This window comes from Kocuria rhizophila DC2201, assembly GCF_000010285.1.
GTDB lineage: Bacteria > Actinomycetota > Actinomycetes > Actinomycetales > Micrococcaceae > Kocuria > Kocuria rhizophila_A.
Genome location: NC_010617.1, coordinates 1864472 through 1887894, shown reverse-complemented (window position 1 = coordinate 1887894; position 23423 = coordinate 1864472). Strand labels below are relative to the sequence as shown.

The window sequence follows — 23423 nt, the reverse complement described above, 5'->3', positions numbered from 1 at the left end:
CCACTGCACGGCCCACCGGGGTGGCGCTGCCCTCCAGCTCGGGATCGTCGCGCCGGGCGCGGGAGCGGCGCCCCGGCCCACGCGCCCCGGCGCCGCACGCTCCAACCCCACGCCCTCCGGGACGGCGCGGTCCGCAACCGCGCCCCGGCCCCGCGCGCTGCGGGACCGGGGTCCGCGGCCGGTGGTCCGGCCGTCAGCCCCGCAGGGCCTCCCGCCACTTCAGCGCCTTGCCCGTGCGCAGGATGGAGCGCTCGTAGATGGCCGAGGCCAGCCAGATGGCCAGGGCGGTGGTCACGATCAGCAGCACGAGGGAACCGACGTGCTCCCACCACTGCCCCTGCCCCAGGAAGATGCGCAGCGGCACGGCCACCGGGGCGGAGAACGGGATCCAGCTCATGATGCGCAGCGCGTCCGGATTGTCGTTGAAGAAGATCACGCCGAAGTACGGGAGCATGATCAGCATCATCACGGGCATGGACGTGGAGCCGATGTCCTCCTGCCGGGACACCATGGACGCCGCCGCCGCGTAGAGGGCGGCGATCATCACGAACCCGATGGAGAACAGCACCACGAACCACAGGATCGGCACGCCCATCCCGTCCAGGGGCAGCACGTCCCCGTTGATCTGCAGGCCCAGCAGCAGCGCCCCGGCCAGCAGGGCCACCTGCAGGATGGCCATGGCCGCGTTGCCCAGCACCTTCCCGGCCATCATGGCCCGCGCCGGGACCGCGGCGAGCAGGATCTCCACGACGCGAGACTGCTTCTCCTCGATCACGGACACCGCGATCTGCTGGCCGAACGTGATGGCGGCCATGAAGAACACGAGTCCGAAGCCGAAGGCCATGAGGTACCGCAGGGCGGGGTTCGGTGCGGTGGGGTCCAGCAGCTCCACACCTGGGCTCGTGGACAGCGCCTGCACCAGATCCGAGGGGGCGTCCGTCATGGCCAGGACGCTCACACCGGCCGGGCTGCCGGGATCCGGCACCACGGCGGCGTCGGCCGCACCCGAGAGCACGGCCTCCCGGGCCGCCTCCGCGGAGCCGACGGCCTGCGGCGTGTAGTCCTCGCCGAGGGCCTGGACGGACGGAGCGGTCTGCTCCACCACGGCCACGCGGGTGGCGTCTCCGGCGAAGAGGTCGCCCAGGCGGGGCACGAGCAGCGTGGCGGCCAGTGCGGCGGCCAGCAGGATCAGCGTGGTGATGACGAACGGCTTGGAGGTGGCCTTCACCTTCATCTCGCGTGCGGCCACGGTGCCCACCGCGGTCGAGAAGGGGGTGCGCCGCGGGTTGCGCGGCTGCGTGGTGCGCTCAGGGGTGCTGGTGACGGTGCTCATCGGGTGACCTCCGTGAAGATCTCGTGCAGGGTGCGGGTGACGGGTCCGAAGCGGTGGACGGTGCCCCGGGCCACGGCGTCGGCGAGGACGGCGTGGGCGGCGGCGTCGGAGTCGGCCAGGAAGTGCACGCGCCCGCCGTCGAAGGAGAGCACCTCCACGCCGGGTGCCTCGCGCACCCAGCCGGTGTCCGCGGCGGCGTCGAGCTCCCACTCGGGCTGCGCGTGCGCGGCCAGCAGCTCGGAGCGCGAGCCCGCGGCGCGCACCCGCCCGTCCGCGAGGATGACGAGCTCGTCGCACAGCCGCTCCACGACGTCGAGCTGGTGGGAGGAGAACAGGACGGGGACCCCGGTGTCCGCGGTCTCCCGCAGCACCTGCACCGTGGTCTCCACGGCGTGGGGGTCCAGCCCGGAGAAGGGCTCGTCCAGCACGAGCGCCACGGGATCGTGCACCAGGGCGGCGGCGATCTGGGCCCGCTGCTGGTTGCCCAGGGACAGCTCCTCGAGCCGGCTGCCCGCGCGGTCGCCGAGCCCCAGGCGCTCGAGCAGCGCCATGGCCCGGGCCTTCGCGTCCGCACCGGTCATGCTGTGCAGCCGGCCCAGGTAGACCAGCTGGTCGAGCACGGTCATCTTGGGGTAGAGCCCCCGCTCCTCGGGCATGTAGCCGATGCCCGCGCGGTAGTCCGCGGTGATGGGGGACCCGTCCACCTCGATCACCCCCGCGTCGGGTCTCAGCACGCCCAGCAGGATGCGCATGGTGGTGGTCTTGCCCGCGCCGTTGCCGCCCACGAACCCCGTCATGAGGCCCGGCCGGATCTCGAAGGTCACGTCCGTCAGCACGTGCGCGGAACCGAAGGACTTGTTCACCCCGTTCACTGTGATCATGCCTCGAGCCTAGAGAGGCCCGGGCACGGCCACCTCCCCCTCGGGGCGGATCTTCCGCGCCGGGTCCACCTCCACCCCCGGACGGAGCCGGGCACGGGTCCCCTCCGCGGCGGACCGTGCGCTCAGGAGCCGGACAGCCCGTGCTCGAAGGCCCAGATCACGGCGTGGACCCGGTCCCGCGCGCCCGTCTTCTGCAGCACGTTGGACACGTGGGTCTTCACCGTGGCCCTGCCCACCACGAGCTCCCGGGCGATCTCCTCGTTGGACAGCCCCCGGGCCATCGCGGTCAGCACCTCGGTCTCCCGGGCGGTCAGCCCCGCGGGGGAGGCCGCCGCACCGTTCTCCGTCCCGTGGGCGTCAGGCGACGTCGCGGTCTCGTCCTCCGCGCCGGGGGCACCGGGTGCCGACGACGCCGCGCCGCGCTCCCGGGCGGGCGCATCGGGGGCCGGTGCCGCGGCGTCGTCCGCGGGGGAGTCGGGGGAAGGCTGCGTCGTGTCCCCGGTCGGCGCGGACGGTCCCGTGGTGCGGGCCAGCACCCTGCGCGTGACGAGCGGATCCAGCAGGGCGTCCCCGCGGCCCAGCACCCGGACGGCCTGGATCAGCTCCTCCGGTCCGGCGGACTTGAGCAGGAAGCCGGAGGCCCCGGCGGAGAGCGCGGCGAACAGGGCCTCGTCCGTGTCGAACGTGGTGAGCACGAGCACCGCCGCCCGGGAGCCTGCCGCGAGCAGCCGACGGGTGGCCTCGATGCCGTCCAGCCGCGGCATCTGCACGTCCATGCACACGACGTCCGGGTCGAGGGCGGCGGCGAGGTCGAGGGCCTCGTGGCCGTCACCGGCCTGGCCCACCACCTCGATGTCTTCCTGGGAGGTGAGGATCGCCGAGAACCCCACGCGGATCAGGGGCTGGTCGTCCACCAGCAGCACACGCAGGCTCATGGCCGCTCCTCAGGGTCGTGGCGGGTGGGGACGGTGGCGCGCACGAGCCAGCCGCCGCCGGGTTTCGGGCCCGCCTCCAGGGTGCCGCCCACCGAGGTGATCCGTTCCCTCATGCCGGGCACTCCCATGCCCGCGCCGTCGGAGGCGGGAGCGCCCACGCGGCCGCCGCGCCCGTCGTCGCTGACCTCCAGCTCCACCCGCTCGGCGCCGGTGCGCAGCCGCACCGCCACCGACGCCCGCGGGCCGGCGTGCTTGCGGGCGTTGGTGAGCCCCTCCTGCGCCGTGCGGTACAGCGCGAGCTGCGCCGGGGGCGGCAGCTGCGGCTCCGGGCCGATGCGGTGCAGCTCCGCGCGCTGCCCGATGGTCCGTGCCTCCTCCACGAGCGCGTTGAGGTCCGCGAGGCGGGGCAGGGAATCGGGGGCCTCCTCGCCATCGCGCAGCGTGTGGACCATGGTCTTCAGTTCGGACACGGCGTCACGCGCCGAGGACTCGACGCCGCGCAGGTGTGCGGCGGCGGCGTCCGGATCCCGCGCCATGCTCAGCCGTGCCGCCCCAGCCTGGACGCCCATGGCCGTGACGTGGTGGGCCACCACGTCGTGCAGCTCCCGGGCGATCCTGAGCCGTTCGAGGCTCACGGCCTGCTCCGCGAGCCGGTCCTGCTGCTGCCGGATCTCGGCGTGGGCGGCCTCGAGCTCCTGGCGCTCGATGGCCGCGTTCCACGCCCGGTCGCCGAAGACCCACGCCCCGGCAAAGTAGGCGATGTTCACGAGGAACTGGATCGCCGCGATCGCCATGTAGGCGTTGACGCCGCGCTCACCCACCTCCGGGTCCGTGAACTGGTCCACGGTGCTCCAGCCCAGCCACACCGCCATTCCCACGGCCACGGCCGCGCGGGACCACGTGGCGCGGCGGCGGTCCGGGCACCACGCTCCCACCGAGTAGAAGCCCAGGAACAGCACCACCTGGGAGGCGTACATCTCGATCCCCGCCCACGTGCCGAGCGCGAAGTACATGAAGGACACCGCCACCATCACGGCCACCGGGAAGCGCCGCCGCCACGCGAGCGGAGCGGCCAGCACGACGGCGCCCAGGGCCACCCACCCGACGTCCGCCTTCCACGGCACCGCCTGCATGAAGTCGGAGAGGTACACCAGCTCGACGCCGGCCAGGGCCAGCACGCAGGCCCCCAGGGCATCCCGTCGGCGCCACCCCGGCTGCAGGGTGCGATGGGGCGGGGAGGTGTCCGGGGCGGCGGGGCTCGGGCGCATGGGTTCACCCTACCGAGGTCGCTCGCGGGGGCTGCCCGGGTGCACCACGCACAATGGTGGGGTGACCGCCTCCCTCGACCCCTCGCCCCGCGTGCCGCGCGCCGACCTCCGGATGCAGATCCTGCTGGTGCTCGGGGTGTCCCTGGGCGCCTCCGCCGTGTACTCCGTGCTGGACCTCGCGGAGATGGCACTGCGCTCCTCGATCGCGGAGAGCTCCACGACGCTCAACCAGCCCCTGAGCCCGCTGCCCGTGCTGGACGCCCTGCGCCGGCTCACCGGGATCTGCTTCGCCCTGGTGCCCGTGGCGCTCGCGCTGTACCTGCTCGCGGGCACCGCGTCCCGCATCCCGGCCGTGCTGCACTGCATCGGCGTGGACACTCGGCGCCCGGGGCACGACGCCGCCTGGGGGCTCGCGCTGTTCGTGGTGATGGGCGGTGGCACGCTCGGGCTCTACCAGGCCGGGCGGGCCCTCGGGATCACGGCGGAGATCACCACGTCCACGCTGGGAACCACGTGGTGGACCGTCCCGCTGCTGCTTCTCACCGCCCTGCGCCATGCACTGGTGGAGGAGGTCATCGTGGTGGGGTTCCTCGCGGACCGGATGCGCCGGCTGGGGCGTTCGTGGTGGACGGTGGCGGTGGTGTCGTCGGTGCTGCGGGCGAGCTACCACCTGTACCAGGGCATCGGCCCGGCGCTCGGCAACCTGGTGATGGGGCTCGTGTTCGTGTGGCTCTACCGCCGCGGTGGGCGGCTCGCCCCGCTGCTGCTCGCCCACTTCCTGCTGGACGCCGTGGGGTTCCTGGTGCCTCAGCTCCTGGGCGGCTGAGCGCCACCGCGGGTACCAACCCGTTTGCTGGCGGGAACCGCGACCACGGGTGAACCGTGGGGCGCGCGGGAGACGCACCGGCCCGCGGGACCGTGCGAGCGGCGTCGTCGTGCCCGGAGGGTGCGGTGGGCGGGATCAGATGGTGACGGGCCCGTCCGGCGTGTCGAAGGAGACGGCCATGAGACCCGGGGTGCCGTTCGGGGCGCTCCAGGTGACGTCCAGCGAGTGCAGGACGTCCTCCACCGGCCCGCCCAGCCAGTCCGTGACGCGCTCCGGGGATCCGGCGATCTCCATGCCCGTGAGGCGCACGTCCGTGATCCGCGCCCGGGAGGGGTGCATCTCGTCCTCGGAGTCGAAGTGGATCATGAACGGCAGCTGCGGGTCCGAGATCAGGCCCTTGACGCCGATCTGGTGCCACTGCAGCTGACGGCCGTCCGGGAAGATGCGCCCGCCCGGCACGGCGGGGCGCCCCAGCTTCTGCTCGAACGGTGCGAGGTCCGGGACCTCCACGACCCACCCGAGCCAGCCGCCACCGGCCTCCGAGCGGGCACGCACGGCCTGGCCGAACGGCGCCTTGTCCGCGGCGGGGTGCTCCAGGACGGTCACGACCTCCACGTACTGGTGGTCGGTCAGCGGCAGGATCATGTTCCGGGTGCCGAAGCGGGGATGGACCCCGCCCTTCACCGGCTCGATCCCCAACCGGTCCGCGATGCGTTCGGTGGTGGCCTCCAGGCCGTCCGGCTGTGCTGCGAAGGAAACGTGGTCCAGCTTCATGCTGTCATCGTGGCACCCGTCACACGGGCCTCCAAATCGGTGGGTGCAACACTGCGGACACCGGACTTGACGTGGCAGCGGCCGGGTTCCCAGACTGGAGGTCTAGGTCACGAGAGTCAGCGTCAAGCCCCAGCTTGCTGACCGGCAACCCTCCCACCGCGGCGGGGTGCCCTGGGTGAAGACCTGGCCGGGACGTCGTCCGACGCCCACGGCAAGCGCGGGCCACCGGTCGCCCGTTCGTGCGGGCACCGTGCGGACGGTCGCCTGGCCCCTGATCCTTCCGAGAAGGCGAATGGCCATGAGCACAGCACCCACCCCCGACAACCCCCAGGACTGGGCGTTCGAGACCCGCCAGATCCACGCGGGCCAGAACCCTGACCCCGTGACGGGTTCGCGGGCGCTGCCCATCCACCAGACCTCGTCCTTCGTGTTCCCTGATGCGGACACGGCCGCCGCGCGGTTCGCGCTGCAGGACATGGGCCCCATCTACTCCCGCCTGACCAACCCCACCACGGAGGTGGTGGAGAAGCGCATCGCCTCCCTGGAGGGCGGCGTCGGCGCGCTGATGGTCTCCTCCGGGCAGGCCGCGGCCACGCTCGCGGTGCTCAACCTGGGCGGGGCGGGAACCCACGTGGTGGCCAGCCCGTCCCTCTACGGCGGCTCCTACAACCTGCTCAAGCACACGCTGCCGCGGTTGGGCGTGGAGACCACGTTCGTGGCGGACCCGGACGACCCCCAGCAGTGGCGTGACGCCGTGCGGCCCACCACCGTGGCGTTCTTCGGGGAGATGATCCCCAACCCTCGCAACGACGTCCTGGACGTGGAGACCGTTGCCGGGATCGCCCACGAGGCCGGGGTGCCGCTGATCGTGGACAACACCGTGGCCACCCCGTACCTGGTGCGGCCCGTCGAGTGGGGTGCGGACATCGTGCTGCACTCGGGCACCAAGTTCCTGGGCGGGCACGGCACCGCGATCGGCGGGTTCATCGTGGACGCCGGGCGCTTCGACTACGGCGCGGACCCGGAGCGCTTCCCCGGCTTCAACCAGCCGGACCCCACGTACAACGGCCTGGTGTACGCGCGGGATCTGGGGGAGGGCGGAGCCTTCGGCGTCAACCTGTCCTACGTGCTCAAGGCCCGTGTGCAGCTGCTGCGTGACCTGGGCGCGTCCATCTCCCCGTTCAACGCCTTCCTCATCGAGCAGGGGATCGAGACCCTGTCCCTGCGCGTCGAGCGCCACGTGACCAACGCCCAGCGGGTGGCGCAGTGGCTCCAGTCCCGCCCCGAGGTGCGCTCGGTGTCCTACGCGGGGCTGCCGTCCTCGCCGTGGCACGAGCGCGCGCGGAAGTACGCACCGCGCGGGGCGGGGTCCGTGCTCGGCTTCGTGCTGGAGGGCGGCAAGGAGGCGGGAATCTCGTTCGTGGACGCGCTGAGCCTGCACTCCAACGTGGCGAACATCGGGGACGTGCGGTCCCTGGTGATCCACCCGGCGTCGACGACGCACGCGCAGCTCTCCGAGGACGAGCAGCGCGCGGCGGGCGTGGAGCCCGGCTTCGTGCGGCTCTCGGTGGGCACCGAGGGGATCGAGGACATCCTCGCGGACCTCGAGGCGGGCTTCGCGGCCCTGGCCGCGGCTCCGGGTGTCCGGGACGCCCGCCACGACCGGGGCGATCAGGACCTGGCGCGCTCGCAGGCGGACCGGGCGGCGCACGGCACCGTGCGCGCCGCCGCCGCTGGTGCCGGGCCAGCCGTGGACCCCGGCGCCGGCGCGGACGGCGGCCCCGCGGCGTCGTCGACGGCGCGTGCGGCCGCGGCCGCAGAGCCCACGGCATGACCGTGGTGCAGACGGCCCCGGCGGTGCGCCGGGACGGCGTGGTGCGGGCCGCGGAGATCGGAGAGCTCACCCTGGAGTCCGGCTTCCGGCTCCCGGACGTGCGCCTGGCCTACGAGACGTGGGGTGAGCTGGCCCCGGACGGCTCCAACGCGGTGCTGGTGGAGCACGCGCTCACGGGCGACTCGCACGCGGCGCGCGGCACGGCCGTGGGCTACGGGGACACCGCGCCCTTCGACATGGACGGCCGGCGTGCAGCCGCGGACGCCGGCGGCTGGTGGGACGGGCTCATCGGACCGGGCGCGGCCATCGACACCAACCGCTGGTTCGTGGTGTGCGCCAACATCCTGGGCGGCTGCCACGGCAGCACGGGTCCCGCGAGCCTCGCCCCGGACTCCGCCCCGTGGGGCTCGCGCTTCCCGCGCATCACCGTGCGGGACACCGTGGCCGCCGAGGCCCGGCTCGCGGACCGGCTCGGGATCCGGCGCTGGCGGCTCGTGGTGGGCGGTTCGATGGGCGGTGCCCGCGCCCTGGAATGGGCCGTGTGCCACCCCGGGTGGGTCGAGGCGTGCGCGGTGATCGCCGCCAACGCCCGCGTGAGCGCTGAGCAGCTCGCGTGGGGCCACGCGCAGGCGCTCGCCATCCGGCAGGACCCGCGGTTCGCCCGGGGCGACTACTACTCCGGGGCCCACCCGGACGAGGGCCTCGGGCTCGCACGGCGGATCGCGCACATCACCTACCGCAGCGCCCACGAGCTCGCCGCCCGCTTCGGCCGGGAGGCCCAGCCGCGGGAGGACCCCGCGGGCACGCACCCGGGCACCCGGGGACGCTACCGGGTGGAGGGCTACCTGGACCACCAGGCGGTCAAGCTCGCCGCGCGCTTCGACGCGAACGCGTACCTCAGCGTCAACGAGACGCTGATGTCCCACGACGTCGCCCGCGGCCGCGGCAGCCTTCGGCAGGCTCTCGCCCGCACCAGCTGCGAGTGGCTCGTGGCGGCGGTGGACTCGGACCGGCTGTTCCCGCCCGAGGAGTCCGCCGAGCTCGCGGCCGCGCTGCCGGGTGAGCACGAGGTGCACACCATCACCTCCCCGAGCGGGCACGACGGCTTCCTGCTGGAGACCCCGCAGGTGGGTCGACTGCTGCGAGCGGTGCTGCCGGACTGACGGACGTGCCCTGCGCGACGGCGCCCGCACCCCGGGAACGGGAGCGGGCGCCGTCGTCGTGGGACGTGACGGGGAGGCAGGTCACGGCATGACACCGTCCGGGCAGTCTCGGAATGCCCCCTGGACGCGCAGGGGCGGGGGGCCTTGCCAGGGACGGCGGGCGGTGCCACGCTCTGCCACATGCAGATCCGATCACTGCTCGATGCCTACGACTCGCAGCTGCGGGGCGCCGCCGAGATGGCCGACGCGCCCGACGTGCTGCGTCTCGGACCCCTGCTCGCCGGGGTGTTCCCAGCGCGGCGGCGCGCCTTCGTCTCCTCCGCCCCCTTCTCGATGGGCGGGGCAGAACTGGACGACCTGATCGCCGAAGTGATCGCGACCTGTGAAGCGGACCCGCGCGTGGACCACATCTCCTGGAAGACCCGGTCGCACGACCCGCTGCCCCACCTGCTGAGCCGACTCCAGCACCACGGTTTCGCCCTCGGGGAGCCCGAGACGGTCATGGTGGGTGAGGCGGATGCGGTCGCCGCCGCCCTCGCCGGGCAGGAGCCCCTCCGGGGGTACGCCGTGGAGCGGGCCGCAACGGAGGTCCAGCTGCGAGAAGCAGAGCACCTGGCAGGACGGGTTTTCGAGGACTCGCCGGAACGCATCCGGCTCCAGCAGGACCAGCTGGTCGAGCGGTGGCGAAGCGCCCCCGAGACGTTCGAGATGTGGGCGGTACGCGACGGGGACGGCCAGGTGGTCTGTTCCGGGCGCCTCGAGTTCCCCGACCGTACTGACTTCGCGGGGCTCTGGGGCGGCGCGTGCCTGGACGAGCACCGTGGGCGCGGGCTGTACCGGGCCCTGGTGGACCAGAGAGCCCGCTCGGCCCGGGACCGGGGGCGGTCACTGCTCCACGTCGACTGCAGCGAGTACTCGCGGCCCATCCTCCAGCGGGTGGGGCTCGTGCCCGTCACCACGGTGAGATCGGCCACGCGCACGTGCGCCTCATCGTGACGGCGACGAGCCCTCGCATCCGTGCTGGTGGCCCTGCGGCGCGTGCGGCTCGGTGGCGGTCTGCGCAGGACGGCGCCCGCACCCCGGGAAGGGGAGCGGGCGCCGTCGTCGTCGGGTTCAGCAGAGTAGTGGGCGCTCAGGCCTCCTCGGCCTGCTCCGGGATCTGCTCGCCCGCGCCGGGGATCGTGGCCTGGCCGAACGCGGGGCGCTTGGCGGTGACGTAGTCCCCGGAGCTGCGGCGCCGGATCCGGCGGCCCACCCACGGCACGAAGTACTTGCGGGCCCACACCATGTCGTCCCGGCGGGCCTCGCGCCACGTGCGCTCGGGGCGCCCCTCGGGGTGGTCCGGCGTGAGGCCGTGGTCCACGCCCAGGCAGTCCAGGGTCTCGCACGCGATGAGCTGGTGGCCCAGCGGGGAGAAGTGCAGCCGGTCCGGGGCCCACATGCGCGGATCGCCCAGTTCGTGCAGACCCCACAGGTCCACCATCACGGCGTCGTGGCGGGCGGCCACGGTGCGCACGTTCTCGTTCCAGATGGCCACGCGCCCGCGGATGCTGCGCAGCACGGGGGTGTTGCCGATGTCCGGACCGTCGAACATGGCCACGGTGGCACCGGTGGCCGTGATCTGCTCGATCACCGCGTCCAGGCGGGAGGCGATGTCGTCGGGATCCGCAGCGGGGCGCAGCATGTCGTTGCCACCCGCGCTGATGGTCACGAGGTCCGGGCGCAGCTCCAGGGCCGGTTCCAGCTGCTCGTCCACGATGGGCTGGAACAGCCGGCCGCGGATGGCCAGGTTAGCGTAGGCGAAGTCGTCCGTGGTGCGCGCAAGCTCCTCAGCCACGCGGTCGGCCCAGCCCCGGAACCCGCCCGGGACGGAGTCGTCGGGGTCGCCCACACCCTCCGTGAAGGAGTCGCCGATGGACACCATCCGGTGCCAGGGGTGCGGCGGCGGCGCGGTGCTGTCCGCGGCGGGAACGGGGGGCGTCGTCAGGGGCGGAGTGCTCTCATCCATACCAAAATTACTAACACGTATTGCAGAGCTGTGTCGTCACTGTCCGTCACAGCCGCGTGTGAGGATGGAACCATGGAACCAGCACCCCACGTCATCTGGAACAACGAGGCCGAGGAGCGCGCCGGGACACCCCTGGTGGTCATGTTCCACGGGTATGGCTCGCACGAGGGCGACCTCATGGCCCTCAGTGCGTCCCTCCCCGCCGGGCTCAGCATCGCCTCCGTGCGCGCACCGCAGCGGGCGGGGGCGGGCTTCCAGTGGTTCCCGCTGTCCTCCGAGCTGGGCTTCACCACGGACGCCGTGGTGGCCGCCGCCGAGCCCGTGGTGCGGTGGCTGCGGGACGAGGCCCTGCAGCACACGCACGTGGTCCTGCTCGGCTTCTCCCAGGGCATGGCGATCGCCACCACGGTGGCCCGCCACGCCCCGGACCTCGTGGACGCGGTGGTGGGGTTGTCCGGTTTCGTGGTCCCGGTGGCAGACGACGACGCCCAGGCGGACTTCTTCCACGACGCCGCCCTGCGCGAGGAGCCCCTGCGGATGTTCTGGGGCCGCGACCCCGAGGACCCGGTGATCCCGCCCGCCCTGGTGGACCTCACCGCCGAATGGGTCCAGCAGCACGCGGACGCCACCAAGGTGCAGTACCGCGGCATCGGGCACGGGGTCTCACCCCAGGAGATCGCGCACGTGTCCGAGTACCTGGAGGCGCTCACGGGCTGAGCGCCCTGGCCACCCGACTGACCGCCCGCTCCGGCGCGCCCACTGCGGTGGGGGCGCCGGAGCGCTCTACGCACTGACGATGCGCACGGGCGGCATGCCGGAGGCCGGGACCTCCAGCACGTCCCCGGGGTGCAGCTGCGCGCCCCGGCGGGTCTCCACCGCACCGTTGACGTGCACCGCACCCTCGGACACCAGGGTCTTCGCGTGGTGGCCGTCCTCGGCCAGGTTGGCCAGCTTCAAGGCCTGGCCCAGGCGGATCATCTGGTCGCGGATGGGCAGCTCTTCGTACGCCGTGTCACTCATGCGTCCATTGTCTCAGGCGTGCTCCGGGTGGATCGCCGGCAACGCCGGGCGGTGCCGAAAGGCGCGTGGACAGGGCGGGTGAGGAGGGGCGGGAACGCACCCGAACGGCGTCGTGCGCCCAAGTAGTTGCACGTCCAATGAAGTGGGGATACGTTCGGGGGGAGACGTGCATCACATCCGCGCCACCACCCCAGGAGCAGCCATGACCCTCGTTCCCCACTTCGTCGCCGGCCGGAAGACCCCGGGCGACTCCGGCCGCACGCAGGACGTGTTCAACCCCGTGGAGGGGGAGGTCAGTGCGCAGGTGCCCCTGGCCACGGCGGAGGAGGTCGCACAGGCCGTGACCGCCGCCGAGGAGGCGTTCCCCGCGTGGTCCGGGCTCAACGCCCAGCGCCGCGCGCGGATCCTGCTCAAGTGGGTGGACCTGATCACCGAGAACATGGACGAGCTGGCCACCCTTCTCTCCAACGAGCACGGCAAGACCTTCCCGGACGCCAAGGGCGACATCCAGCGCGGCGTGGAGGTCGTGGAGTTCGCGGCCGGTGCGCCGCACCTGCTCAAGGGCGAGTTCTCCAGCGGCGCGGGCACGGGCATCGACGTCCACTCGCTGCGCCAGCCGCTCGGCGTGGTCGCGGGGATCACCCCGTTCAACTTCCCGGCGATGATCCCGCTGTGGAAGGCGGGCATCGCGCTCGCCGCCGGCAACACCTTCGTGCTCAAGCCCTCCGAGCGAGACCCCTCCGTGCCGGTGCGGCTCGCAGAGCTGGCCGTCGAGGCGGGCATGCCCGCCGGTGCGCTGAACGTGGTGCACGGGGACAAGACCGCCGTGGACGCCCTCATCGAGGATCCGCGCGTGCGGGCCATCGGGTTCGTGGGCTCCTCGCCCATCGCCCAGTCCATCTACAGCGCGGCCGCCGCGCAGAACAAGCGTGCCCAGTGCTTCGGCGGCGCCAAGAACCACATGGTGATCATGCCGGACGCGGACCTCGAGCAGGCCGCGGACGCCCTGATCGGCGCGGCCTTCGGCTCCGCCGGCGAGCGTTGCATGGCCATCTCCGTGGCCGTGCCCGTGGGTGAGGCCACCGCGGACAGGCTGCGCGCCCTGCTCGAGGAGCGGATCGCCACGCTCACGCTCGGCCCGTCCCTGGAGCCGTCCTCGGACTTCGGTCCCGTGGTGAGCGCCCAGGCCAAGGAGCGCATCGAGTCCTACATCGCCGCCGGCGAGAAGGAGGGCGCGGAGCTGGTGGTGGACGGCCGCGGCGCCACCGTGGACGGTCACCCCAACGGGTTCTGGGTGGGCGCCACCCTGTTCGACCACGTGACCACGGACATGAGCATCTACCGCGAGGAGATCTTCGGCCCGGTGCTGTGCATCGCCCGCGCCGCGGACTACGAGGAGGCCCTTCGCCTGCCCAGCGAGCACGAGTACGGCAACGGCGTGGCCATCTTCACCCGCGACGGGGACACGGCCCGGGACTTCACCACCCGCGTGGAGGTGGGCATGGTGGGCGTCAACGTCCCCATCCCCGTGCCGATCGCGTACTACACCTTTGGCGGCTGGAAGGCCTCGGGCTTCGGGGACCTCAACCAGCACGGCACGGACGGGCTGAAGTTCTACACCAAGACCAAGACCGTCACCACGCGCTGGCCCTCCGGCACCAAGGAGGGCGCGAGCTTCGTGATGCCCGCCGGCAGCTGAGCCGCGCGGCGTCGTCGTGCCCCGCGCCGCGGGCACGCTGCACGGCGCCCCCGAGCACCGCCGAGGACGCCCGGCGGAGTCCCCGCACTCCGCCACTCCCGCATTCGCATTCCCTCGGCTCCGCGGCGCGCGGAGCCCCCGCCACCCCTGGAACGAGGAACACCATGAGCGAGACCACCAGCCAGCAGCTACCCTCCGTCGCCTTCCTCGGCCTGGGCCACATGGGTGGACCCATGGCCGTGAACCTGGTCAAGGCCGGGGTGGACGTGACCGCCTTCGACGTGGTGCCCGCCGCCACGGACGCCGCCCGGGAGCAGGGACTCGCCGTGGCGGCGACCCCGGAGGACGCCGTGCGCCAGGCGCAGGTGGTGATCACCATGTTCCCGTCCGGGCGGCACGTGATCGACGCCTACACGGGGGTCGACGGCGCGGAGGGCCTGCTCGCCGCAGCCCCCGCGGGTGCCACGTTCCTGGACTGCTCTACCATCAACATCTCCGAGGCGCAGGAGGCCTCGGGGCTCGCACGGGAGAAGGGCTTCACCGCCGCGGACGCCCCGGTCTCCGGGGGAGTGGTGGGCGCCACCGCCGGGACGCTCGCGTTCATGGTGGGCGGGGAGCCCGAGGTCTTCGAGCGCGTGCGGCCCCTGCTGGAGATCATGGGCGGCCGCGTGGTGCACTGCGGCGGCAACGGCATGGGCCAGGCCGCGAAGATCTGCAACAACATGATCCTGGGTGTGTCCATGGTGGCGGTCAGCGAGGCGTTCGTGCTGGCCGAGAAGCTCGGGCTGGAGCACCAGGCGATGTTCGACGTGGTCTCCAACGCCTCGGGCCAGTGCTGGGCGCTGACCACCAACTGTCCCGTTCCCGGCCCCGTGCCCATGAGCCCGGCCAACAAGGACTACGAACCGGGCTTCGCGGGGGCGCTGATGTCCAAGGACCTCAACCTCGCCACCACCGCGCTGGACGAGACCGGTGCCACCGCCCCCATGGGTCGGCTCGCGGCGGAGCTCTACGACCAGTTCGTGAAGGACGGCCACGCGGGCATGGACTTCTCCGGCATCATCACCACGCTGCGGGAGGGATCTGAAGAGAGTTCCGGGCAGGGCTAACGCGCGGACTTGCGGGAAGGGTCCTCGTGTGCGGTGTCGGGGCGGCCCGCGGGAGGAGCGAAGTCCCCGCATCGGGCCCGGAAACCGCTCAGCGCTCCCACCAGCGCCTTCACCTCGTGCTCCTCGAAGCCCGTGGTGAGGAACAGCTCCTCGTTCAGGGCGCGGGTGGCCCCCTCCACGGTCTCCAGGCCCCGGTCCGTCAGCACCACGTTCACGGCCCGGCGGTCCGTGCTGACCGGCTCCCGTCGCACCAGCCCGGCGGCCTCCAATCGGTCCACCGCGTTGGTGATGGACGTGGGGTGGACCTGCAGCAGGGCACTGGCCTTCTTCATGAGCATCCTGTGCTCGCGCGCGAAGCTCAGCAGAGCCAGCACCTCGTAGCGGGAGAACGTGAGGTGGAACGGCTTGAGGATCCGGTCCGCCTGGGCCAGCAAAAGCTGCTGCGCCCGCATGATCGAGGTCACCGCGGCCATGGGCCCGGCGGCCTCCGTCCAGCCCTCGCGCTCCCAGTTGCGCCGGGCCTCGGCAATGGGGTCGCGGGGGAGGGGTTCGTGCTGGGCCATGACCCGCATTCTACGGGGCGGGGCCCGCGCTGACCGCGTCTGTCCGCGCGCCGGGCCCGGAAGCGGGGTGTGACCCGGGCCACCCGGAAAAGCATTCTGCCGTTATAGTCGGACGTACCACTATCTGCCTGCCCACTACCCCGAGGACCAGGACCATGAGCCCAGCCGCATCACCCCAGCGCGCCACCGCCCTCCCCAGCCCGGACCTGCTGCACCTGGAGCACCAGCTCGGCAGCGAGGAGCGCGAGCGGCTGCGTGCCATCACGGAGCACCTGCAGAGCGAGGTGCGGCACCAGAGCGTCGAGTGGTGGAACCGTGAGGAACTGGCCCGTGACCTGCTGCCCGCGCTCGCGGACCTGGGGCTGGGGCGGCTCGCCGAGTCCGGTGGCTCCCGGCTGTTCCAGAACCTCGTGCACGCGCAGATCGCCCGCGCGGACCTCTCCCTCTCCGCCCTGCTGGGCATCCACAACGAGCTGATCGTGGGCACCCTGGAGGCATTCGGCTCGGAGGAGCAGAAGCAGACGTGGCTGCCCGGGCTCAAGGAGCTGCGGCAGCTGGGGGCGTTCTGCCTCACCGAGCCGGAGCACGGCTCGGACATCGCCGGGGGCCTCGCCACTACCGCCACGCGGGACGCGGACGGGTGGGTGCTCAACGGCTCCAAGCGCTGGATCGGGCTCGGCACCGTGGCGGACCTGGCCCTGGTGTGGGCCCGGGACACCGCGGACGACCTCATCAAGTGCTTTGCCGTGGACACCTCCCTGCCGGGGTACGCGGCCACCAAGATCGAGCACAAGATGGGCCTGCGGATCATGCAGAACGCGGACATCGAGCTCACGGACCTGCGGCTGCCCGCGGACGCCCTGCTGCCCGGCGCGGCGTCCTTCCAGGCGGCCAACGGGCTGCTCAAGGACTCCCGCGCGTGGGTGGGCTGGCAGGCCGTCGGGGCCCAGCAGTCGATCCTCGACATCGTGCGCGACTACGCCCTGGAGCGCATCCAGTTCGGCAGGCCGCTCGCCAGCTTCCAGCTCGTGCAGCAGGTGATCGCGGAGGTCGCGGGCAACCTGGCGGCCAGCTCCGGGATGATGGCGCAGGTCACCCGGGTCCAGGACGCGGACGAGCTCGCCATGATGCAGGCGGCCCTGGCCAAGTCCACGGCCACGCGCCTGGCCCGCCAGTCCGCCTCCCAGGCCCGGGACGCCCTGGGCGGCAACGGGCTGCTGAGCCACTACGGGATCGCCAAGGTCATGGCGGACATCGAGGCCATCCACACCTACGAGGGCAGCTACCACATCAACTCGCTCATCGTGGCCCGGGCCCTCACGGGCGTCTCCGCGTTCGTCTCCTAGCGGCGGGCGGGCAGCGACGCCGCCTGGTCGCGTCCGGCGCCCACCCCGCCCTCACCGGCGTGACCACCCCGTGCCGCCCGGTCCTCCTTTGCCCCGGAGTGCCCGGTTCCGAGCGCACGCTGGGAGGGCGGGTCGGTGGCGGCGCGGTGAGCCGCGCGGGACGGTGCGGGGCGCAGGGGCGCCGGCCGTGCGGCGTCGTGGTCGGAGGTTAGGCCCGCGCCGCGGAACCTCGCTACCCTGGAGCGGAAAGGCTCTCCCCGTGCGGGTTGAGAGCCTGAGCCCACCGATCCCCACGCGCGAGCCCCCGCGGGCGCCGCGCGAGACACGGAAGTGAGACCGTATGGCCCCGAAATCCACCCTGGACAATGTCATCTCCCTGGCCAAGCGCCGGGGCTTCGTGTTCCAGGCGGGTGAGATCTACGGGGGTTCGCGCTCCGCGTGGGACTACGGGCCCCTGGGTGCGGAGCTGAAGGAGAACATCAAGCGCGAGTGGTGGCAGACCTTCGTGCGCGGCCGCGCGGACATGGTGGGCCTGGACTCCTCGATCATCCTGCCGTCCGCGGTGTGGCAGGCCTCCGGGCACGTGGAGACCTTCACCGATCCCCTGGTGGAGTCCCTGCACACCCACAAGCGCTACCGCGCGGACCACCTGCTGGAGGCCTACGAGGCCAAGCACGGCCACCCGCCGGTCAACGGGTTGGCGGACGTCAAGGACCCGGAGACGGGCCAGGACGGCAAGTGGACCGAGCCGCAGCAGTTCTCCGGTCTGATGAAGACCTTCCTGGGCCCCGTGGACAACGAGGAGGGCAAGCACTTCCTGCGCCCGGAGACCGCCCAGGGCATCTTCGTGAACTTCCTCAACGTGGTGACCGCCGCGCGCAAGAAGCCGCCGTTTGGCATCGGGCAGATCGGCAAGGCGTTCCGCAACGAGATCACCCCGGGCAACTTCATCTTCCGCACACGGGAGTTCGAGCAGATGGAGATCGAGTACTTCATCCACCCGGACGAGGCGAAGAAGTACTTCGACGAGTGGGTCGAGGCGTGCTGGGACTGGTTCGTGGACCTGGGCGTGAACCCGGACAACATGCGCCGCTACGACGTTCCCGCGGACGACCGCGCGCACTACTCGGACGGCACCATCGACATCGAGTACCGCTTCGGCTTCCAGGGCTCCGAGTGGGGTGAGCTGATGGGCGTGGCCAACCGCACGGACTTCGACCTCAGCAACCACACCGAGGCATCCGGCACCAAGATGCAGTACTTCGACCAGGCCTCCGGCGAGCGCTACACCCCGTACGTGATCGAGCCGTCCTTCGGGCTGACCCGCTCCATGATGGCGTTCCTGGTGGACGCGTACGTGGAGGACGAGGCACCCAACACCAAGGGCGGCGTGGACACCCGCACCGTGCTGCGCCTGGACCCGCGCCTGGCCCCGGTCAAGGCCGCGGTGCTGCCGCTGTCCAAGAAGGAGGACCTGCGCCCCACAGCGCAGCACCTGGACGCCGAGCTGCGCCGCCGCTGGAACATCGACTACGACGACGCCGGGGCCATCGGCCGCCGCTACCGCCGCCAGGACGAGATCGGCACGCCGTTCTGCATCACCGTGGACTTCGACACCCTCGAGGACCAGGCCGTGACCATCCGCTCGCGCGACGAGATGACCCAGGAGCGGGTGGGCCTGGACCGCGTGCAGCAGTACCTGGCCGAGCGCCTGGAGAAGTAGGAACCGCATGAGCATCGACTACCGCCCCTGGCGCGAGGACGACGACCTGCGCCTGCTCGAACTGTGGCCGGACGCCGAGTCCGCGCCCGTCCAGGCGTTCCGCGCCCGGCTGGGTGCTGCGGACCAGAGCGGGTTCGCCGTGACGCTCGTGGCCACCGATGACGGCGTCCCGGTCGCCGCCGGGGTCTGCTACGCCTCCGCGTGGCACCCGAAGCGGCTGTGGCTGTTCGTGGAGGTCGCACCGGACCACCGCCGCGAGGGCATCGGGCGGGAGCTCGTGTCCCGGCTGCGGGCGGCCGCCCGTGAGGCGGGTGCTCCCGTCGAGGCCCTGCGCACGCGCGTGACCCGGGGCGCCACGGGGGAGGGCTTCGCCCGCTCCCTGGGCTTCGCGGACGCCATGCGCTCGCGCGTGGTGCGTGTGGACGCCGGTGCCCTGCCCTTGCCCACGCTCGGGCAGAACACGGACGGCTCCGACGCGGAGGCCGTGGAGGACCTCGCGACCGGCTCCGTGGAGCTGACCCGCGCCGTGGAGTCCTTCTACCGGGAGGTCCACGCGTGGGACCCGGTGGGGGACGTGAGCATCGGCGCGGTCAACAAGCAGTTCCTCTCGGACACCGCCGGGGCCTACGGCGCCGTGGTGCTGCGCCGCACGGTGGGCGGCACGGACGGCAGGGGCCCGACCGCGGCGTTCGCCGTGAGCTACCGTCCGTTCGACCCGGCCAACCCGCACGATGAGCCGCAGCCCAACGAGGTCGCGGACGTGCTGCTCGGCTACGTGCCCGGTGCGGCCGGGGCCACCCCGGAGCAGTCCGGCGCGGCTCTGGAGACCTTGCTGGCGCTGCTCGTGAGCGACTACCCGGTGGAGTTGGAGGTGGACGACTCCATGGGCCCGCTGGTCAGCGTGGTGGACAACCTCCTCGCCGCGGGCGTGGCCCGCGTGGTCACGGAGACCGAGACGCTGGTGCTGGACTAGACCTGCCACGGAGAGCCCTCCTGCCGTGCCCGCGGTGGGAGGGCTCTCGCGTGCCCGCCGGGTGCTCGACGGTGCGGTGTCCATCGCGCCGCACTCTGCCCCACCTCAGGCACCCCCGGGCTGTGACGTGGCACCGCCTCACCCCCGCGCTTGTGCTTTCCGCGGTGAGGACCGTGATAAGACGTTCACGGACGAAAGGACCTCGATGCCCGCTTCCCAGGCGCACTCCTCGCAGCACACCGGACCCACCGCACCCGGCCCCTCCGCAGCCAGCCCCTTCGGCGACGCCGCCGCACCGCACGACCCGCACCCCACTGGTGCGCCCGAGGCCCAGCCCCTGAGCGGGCGGCTGCGACTGATCGCCACCGTGGCCACGTTCGGCGGGCTGCTGTTCGGCTACGACACCGGCGTGATCAACGGCGCTCTGCCCTCCCTGGTCACGGACATGCAGCTCACGCCGTTCCTGGAGGGGCTCGTGGCCTCCATCCTGCCGTTCGGCGCGGCGTGGGGAGCCGCGTTCGGTGGGCGACTCGCGGACCGGTTCGGGCGGCGCCGCCTGCTCATGGTGCTCGCCGTGGTGTTCGTGGTGGCGACCGTCGGCTGCGCGGGCGCGCCGTCCGTGGGCGTGCTCGTGGCGTTCCGTGCCGTGCTGGGACTCGCCGTGGGAGCGTCCTCGGTGACCGTGCCCGTGTTCCTCGCGGAGCTCGCCCCGGCCCACCTGCGCGGGCGCGTGGTCGCCCAGAACGAGCTGATGATCGTGGGCGGGCAGGCGCTCGCGTTCGTGTTCAACGCGGGGCTGGCGACGGCGTTCGGCCACGTTCCGCACGTGTGGCGCTACATGCTCGTGCTCGCCACGGTGCCCGCGCTGGTGCTGTGGGTGGGGATGACCGTGGTGCCGGAGTCCCCGCGCTGGCTGGCCCGCCGCGGTCGCTTCGACGAGATGACGCGGGTGCTGCAGCGCATCCGGCAGCACGCCTACACCGCGGACGAGGCCGAGGGCGTGCGGGAGCTCGCCGCTCAGGACGCGGACCGCCCCGCGGCGGGTGTGCTTGACCTCGTGCGCGTGCCGTGGATCCGCGGCATCTTCGGGATCGGTGCGGCCATGGCCGTGATCAACCAGATCTCCGGGATCAACGCCATCCAGTACTACGGCGTGACCGTGCTGCAGGACTCGGGCTTCGGCGGCAACGGGGCGTTCTACGCCAACATCATCCCCGGGTTCGTGGGCGTGGCCGCCGTGGGACTCGCGATGGTGCTGCTCAAGCACGTGGGCCGGCGTCCGCTGCTGCTCACCGGCCTGGCGGGGACCATCACCTCCCTCACCGCGTTCGCGCTGTGCTACCTGCTGGTCCCCGGGGAGAGTGCGGCCCGGCCGTGGGCGGTGCTCGCGTGCATCGTGGTGTTCGTGGGCTTCGAGCAGTGCTGCATCGGGACCGTCACGTGGCTGTACATGTCCGAGATCTTCCCGCTGTCCGTGCGCGGGGTGGGAATGGGCGCGTGCGCATGGTTGCTGTGGATGGTGACCTTCGTGGTGGGGCTGACCTTCCCGCTGCTCACCGACGCCCTGGGCGTGGGGTACACCGTGCTGATCTTCGTGGCCCTGCAGCTCGTGGCCCTCGTGTGGGTGCACCGGGTGGCCCCGGAGACCAAGGACCGCACCCTGGAGGAGCTCGAGGAGCACTTCCGCGCCGCGTAGGGGACAATGGCGTGTCGCCACCGCACCACCCGATCATGTGAGGAACCGTCCGTGTCCTGTGAACCCGCCGTCGTCGCCCCGCCGGAGGAAGCCGGGTGCCCGCAGTGGGTGCCGCAGCCGGACGTCCTCGCGCGCGCCGAGCTACTGAGCGAGCGCTTCGAGCGGGCCTACGGCCGCGCGCCGGTGGGTGTGTGGGCCGCGCCGGGACGGGCCAACCTCATGGGGGAGTACATCGACTACTCGGGCGGAATGTGCCTGCCCTTCGCCCACCAGTACGTGACGCTCACCGCCGCCGCACCGCGCACGGACGGCGTGCTGCGGGCGCTGTCCCTGCAGGACGCGGACGAGTCCGTGGCGGACCACCGGCTGCGCACCACCCCGGTAGCGGACATCGCCCCCGGGAGCATCGGCGGCTGGTTCGGCTACGCCGCCGGGGTCGCGTGGGGCATGCAGCGGGTGGCCTCGGGCCGCTCGGACCACCCCGTCGCGGTCCCCGAGCTCGCCCTGGCCCCGGACGTCGGTGCGGACCTCATGGTGGACTCCACCGTGCCCATCGGCGCCGGGCTGGCCTCCTCCGCCGCGCTGGAGTGCTCGGTCGCGCTCGCACTGTTCTCCCTGTCCACGGGCGACGACGCCCCGGACGACCGCCTGCGCCGCGCCCTGGCCCGCGCGTGCATGGACGCCGAGAACCACATCGTGGGGGCCAACACGGGCGGGCTGGACCAGACCGCATCCCTGCGCTCGCACGCGGGGGAGACCCTCGCCCTGGACTGCCGGGATTTCGACGTCGCCCGCCTGCCCGCCGATCCCTCCGTCTCCGGTCTCACGTGGCTCGCCGTGGACACCCGCGCCCCGCACCGCCTCGCGGACGGTCAGTACAGCTCCCGGCGCGAGCAGTGCGAGGCCGCCGCGGCGGTCCTGGGCGTCCCCCGGCTGCGGGACGCCCTGCCCGCCCACCCCACGGACGACGACGCCGCCGCGGTCCTCGAGCGCTTCGACACCCTGCTGCGCGCCGGAGCCAACACCGAGGCCGATCCGGAGGGCATGCGCCTGCGGCTGCGGCACTCCCTGACCGAGATGGTCCGTTCGGTGCGCATCGCGGACCAGCTCTCCACCGCGGCTCCGGACTGGGACCTCGTGGGCCGGCTGCTCGTGGCGGGCCACGAGTCCATGCGTCTGGACTGCCAGGTCACCGTTCCGGAGCTCGACGCCGCCGTGACCGCGTGCCTCGACGCCGGCGCCCTGGGGGCGAAGGTGGTGGGCGGCGGCTTCGGTGGCTCGGTGATCGCCCTGGCCCGGGAGGACGAGCTGGACGAGCTGGCCGCCTCCGTGTGCTCGGCGTTCTCGGACCACGGCTTCCGCGACCCTCTGTTCCTGACCCTGAACCCGTCGCCGGCCGGGCGCCGGATTCGCTAGCACCACCTCCGGGAGCCCAGCATGTTCGCAGCCCGCACCTCCGCCCGCCGGCTCAAACGCGCCGCCGCCGCCCGTGAGCGCGGGGACCTCGTCGAGGCCCGGACACTGCTCGAGGAGGCCCTGCGCACCGCCCGCCTGGGTGACGCGTGGTGCGCGGCGGGTGACGCGGCGTCGTCGCTCGGTGACCTGGAGCGGGACGCGGGGAACCTGGCCGAGGCTGAGCACCACTACCGGATCGGTGCCGTGCAGTACCGGCGGGCGGAACGTTCCGCGCGTTCCGTGCGGGGGCGGGTGCGCTGCCTGGAGGAGCTCGGGGACGTGCTGCTCGGACTCGGGCGCCCGTGGGATGCCTACCGCGTGTTTCAGGAGGGCGCCGAGGTGGCCGGGGTGGACCCCGACCGGCCGGCCCACGCGAGCGGCACTGGGTTCGTCACCCGCGAGGACCTGCGCTGGACCTCCCACCTGGCCACCGCGGCGCAGGCGGCCGGGCGGCGTCGTGTGGCGGAGGAGCACTACGAGGCGGTGCTCAGCGGCTGCGAGACCCGCCGGGACGTGGCCGGGCAGATTCTGTGCTGGCGTGGGCTCGCGGCGCTCGCCGCGGACCGGATGGCGTGGGCCGACGCCGCCCACGCCCTGCAGAACGCCTCGAACCTGTACTCTGCCCTGCCCGATCCGGAGGCCCACACGGACGAGTGGGTGGCCTGCCTGCGGGAGCTCGGGGCGGCCTGCAAGACCCTGGGCCGCCGGGACGAGCAGGTGCGGGCGTTCAAACTCGCGGTGCGCCTGGAGCAGATCGCCGCCTCCGGAACCGGACCCAATGCTCCCGCCTGAGAGGGCACCGGGCAGGACGACGACG

General features: G+C 72.7%; 21 protein-coding genes and 1 riboswitch. Of the genes, 13 read left to right on the top strand and 8 right to left on the bottom strand.

What is annotated here, in order from left to right; all coding sequences use genetic code 11:
* Positions 1-193 precede the first annotated feature (193 nt).
* The 4 genes from KRH_RS08210 to KRH_RS08195 form a co-directional block, all read right to left on the bottom strand.
* On the bottom strand, positions 194-1333 hold the full coding sequence (locus tag KRH_RS08210) for an ABC transporter permease (RefSeq protein WP_012398734.1): 1140 nt from the start codon (positions 1331-1333) through the stop codon (positions 194-196).
* Positions 1330-2214 (bottom strand): ABC transporter ATP-binding protein, encoded by an 885-nt coding sequence (locus KRH_RS08205; protein WP_012398733.1) that lies wholly within the window; start codon positions 2212-2214, stop codon positions 1330-1332. Before KRH_RS08205 ends, KRH_RS08210 begins: the two co-directional genes overlap by 4 nt.
* Positions 2215-2336: 122 nt before the next feature.
* Complete coding sequence (locus KRH_RS08200) at positions 2337-3149, bottom strand: response regulator transcription factor (RefSeq protein ID WP_012398732.1); 813 nt, start codon at positions 3147-3149, stop codon at positions 2337-2339.
* Positions 3146-4417 (bottom strand): sensor histidine kinase, encoded by a 1272-nt coding sequence (locus KRH_RS08195; protein ID WP_012398731.1) that lies wholly within the window; start codon positions 4415-4417, stop codon positions 3146-3148. Before KRH_RS08195 ends, KRH_RS08200 begins: the two co-directional genes overlap by 4 nt.
* 61 nt (positions 4418-4478) lie before the next feature.
* Here KRH_RS08195 and KRH_RS08190 point away from each other — a divergent pair, with 61 nt between their 5' ends.
* Positions 4479-5243, top strand: a complete 765-nt coding sequence (locus KRH_RS08190) for a CPBP family intramembrane glutamic endopeptidase (RefSeq protein ID WP_012398730.1) — start codon at positions 4479-4481, stop codon at positions 5241-5243.
* Positions 5244-5378: 135 nt separating this feature from the next.
* Here the strand turns inward: KRH_RS08190 and KRH_RS08185 are convergent, their stop codons facing one another.
* The gene (locus KRH_RS08185) at positions 5379-6017 is read right to left on the bottom strand and encodes a VOC family protein (protein WP_012398729.1); all 639 of its coding nucleotides are present in this window, start codon (positions 6015-6017) and stop codon (positions 5379-5381) included.
* Positions 6018-6122: 105 nt separating this feature from the next.
* Positions 6123-6241: riboswitch (SAM riboswitch) on the top strand.
* Between the two features lie 74 nt (positions 6242-6315).
* Here KRH_RS08185 and KRH_RS08180 point away from each other — a divergent pair.
* The 3 genes from KRH_RS08180 (at position 6316) to KRH_RS08170 (ending at position 10010) form a co-directional block, all read left to right on the top strand.
* The gene (locus KRH_RS08180; RefSeq protein ID WP_012398728.1) at positions 6316-7851 is read left to right on the top strand and encodes a bifunctional o-acetylhomoserine/o-acetylserine sulfhydrylase; all 1536 of its coding nucleotides are present in this window, start codon (positions 6316-6318) and stop codon (positions 7849-7851) included.
* On the top strand, positions 7848-9014 hold the full coding sequence (gene metX / locus KRH_RS08175) for a homoserine O-acetyltransferase MetX (protein ID WP_012398727.1): 1167 nt from the start codon (positions 7848-7850) through the stop codon (positions 9012-9014). The genes KRH_RS08180 and metX overlap by 4 nt, the downstream gene beginning before the upstream one ends.
* Positions 9015-9194: 180 nt before the next feature.
* A complete protein-coding gene (locus tag KRH_RS08170) occupies positions 9195-10010 on the top strand; it encodes a GNAT family N-acetyltransferase (protein WP_012398726.1) in 816 nt (271 codons plus the stop codon).
* Positions 10011-10146: 136 nt separating this feature from the next.
* Here KRH_RS08170 and KRH_RS08165 read toward each other — a convergent pair whose 3' ends face one another.
* The gene (locus KRH_RS08165) at positions 10147-11022 is read right to left on the bottom strand and encodes an SGNH/GDSL hydrolase family protein (protein WP_041297385.1); all 876 of its coding nucleotides are present in this window, start codon (positions 11020-11022) and stop codon (positions 10147-10149) included.
* Between the two features lie 72 nt (positions 11023-11094).
* Between KRH_RS08165 and KRH_RS08160 the strand changes: the two genes are divergently transcribed.
* On the top strand, positions 11095-11739 hold the full coding sequence (locus KRH_RS08160) for an alpha/beta hydrolase (protein ID WP_012398724.1): 645 nt from the start codon (positions 11095-11097) through the stop codon (positions 11737-11739).
* A 66-nt stretch (positions 11740-11805) separates the two neighbouring features.
* Here the strand turns inward: KRH_RS08160 and KRH_RS08155 are convergent, their stop codons facing one another.
* The gene (locus KRH_RS08155; protein WP_012398723.1) at positions 11806-12042 is read right to left on the bottom strand and encodes an RNA-binding S4 domain-containing protein; all 237 of its coding nucleotides are present in this window, start codon (positions 12040-12042) and stop codon (positions 11806-11808) included.
* A gap of 202 nt (positions 12043-12244) precedes the next feature.
* On the opposite strand from KRH_RS08155, the gene KRH_RS08150 reads away from it, so the two are divergent.
* Together KRH_RS08150 and mmsB are read left to right on the top strand one after the other, a co-directional pair.
* Complete coding sequence (locus KRH_RS08150; protein WP_012398722.1) at positions 12245-13741, top strand: CoA-acylating methylmalonate-semialdehyde dehydrogenase; 1497 nt, start codon at positions 12245-12247, stop codon at positions 13739-13741.
* 164 nt (positions 13742-13905) lie between these two features.
* Complete coding sequence (gene mmsB / locus KRH_RS08145) at positions 13906-14850, top strand: 3-hydroxyisobutyrate dehydrogenase (protein WP_012398721.1); 945 nt, start codon at positions 13906-13908, stop codon at positions 14848-14850.
* Here mmsB and KRH_RS08140 read toward each other — a convergent pair.
* Entirely contained in the window at positions 14847-15422 is a 576-nt protein-coding gene (locus KRH_RS08140; protein WP_012398720.1) for a MarR family winged helix-turn-helix transcriptional regulator, read from the bottom strand. The genes mmsB and KRH_RS08140 overlap by 4 nt on opposite strands.
* A 146-nt stretch (positions 15423-15568) precedes the next feature.
* Here KRH_RS08140 and KRH_RS08135 point away from each other — a divergent pair, with 146 nt between their 5' ends.
* From KRH_RS08135 to KRH_RS08110, 6 genes are all read left to right on the top strand, one after another.
* Positions 15569-16759 carry an acyl-CoA dehydrogenase family protein gene (locus KRH_RS08135; RefSeq protein WP_012398719.1) on the top strand — a complete coding sequence of 397 codons (1191 nt, stop codon included), beginning with the start codon at positions 15569-15571 and terminating at the stop codon, positions 16757-16759.
* Between the two features lie 340 nt (positions 16760-17099).
* A complete protein-coding gene (locus tag KRH_RS08130; RefSeq protein ID WP_012398718.1) occupies positions 17100-18482 on the top strand; it encodes a glycine--tRNA ligase in 1383 nt (460 codons plus the stop codon).
* A 7-nt stretch (positions 18483-18489) separates the two neighbouring features.
* Positions 18490-19455 carry a GNAT family N-acetyltransferase gene (locus tag KRH_RS08125; protein ID WP_012398717.1) on the top strand — a complete coding sequence of 322 codons (966 nt, stop codon included), beginning with the start codon at positions 18490-18492 and terminating at the stop codon, positions 19453-19455.
* A gap of 205 nt (positions 19456-19660) precedes the next feature.
* Positions 19661-21151, top strand: a complete 1491-nt coding sequence (locus KRH_RS08120) for a sugar porter family MFS transporter (protein ID WP_012398716.1) — start codon at positions 19661-19663, stop codon at positions 21149-21151.
* A 51-nt stretch (positions 21152-21202) separates the two neighbouring features.
* Positions 21203-22567, top strand: a complete 1365-nt coding sequence (locus tag KRH_RS08115; RefSeq protein ID WP_050738057.1) for a galactokinase — start codon at positions 21203-21205, stop codon at positions 22565-22567.
* A 21-nt stretch (positions 22568-22588) separates the two neighbouring features.
* A complete protein-coding gene (locus KRH_RS08110) occupies positions 22589-23398 on the top strand; it encodes a hypothetical protein (RefSeq protein WP_012398714.1) in 810 nt (269 codons plus the stop codon).
* Positions 23399-23423 lie beyond the last annotated feature (25 nt).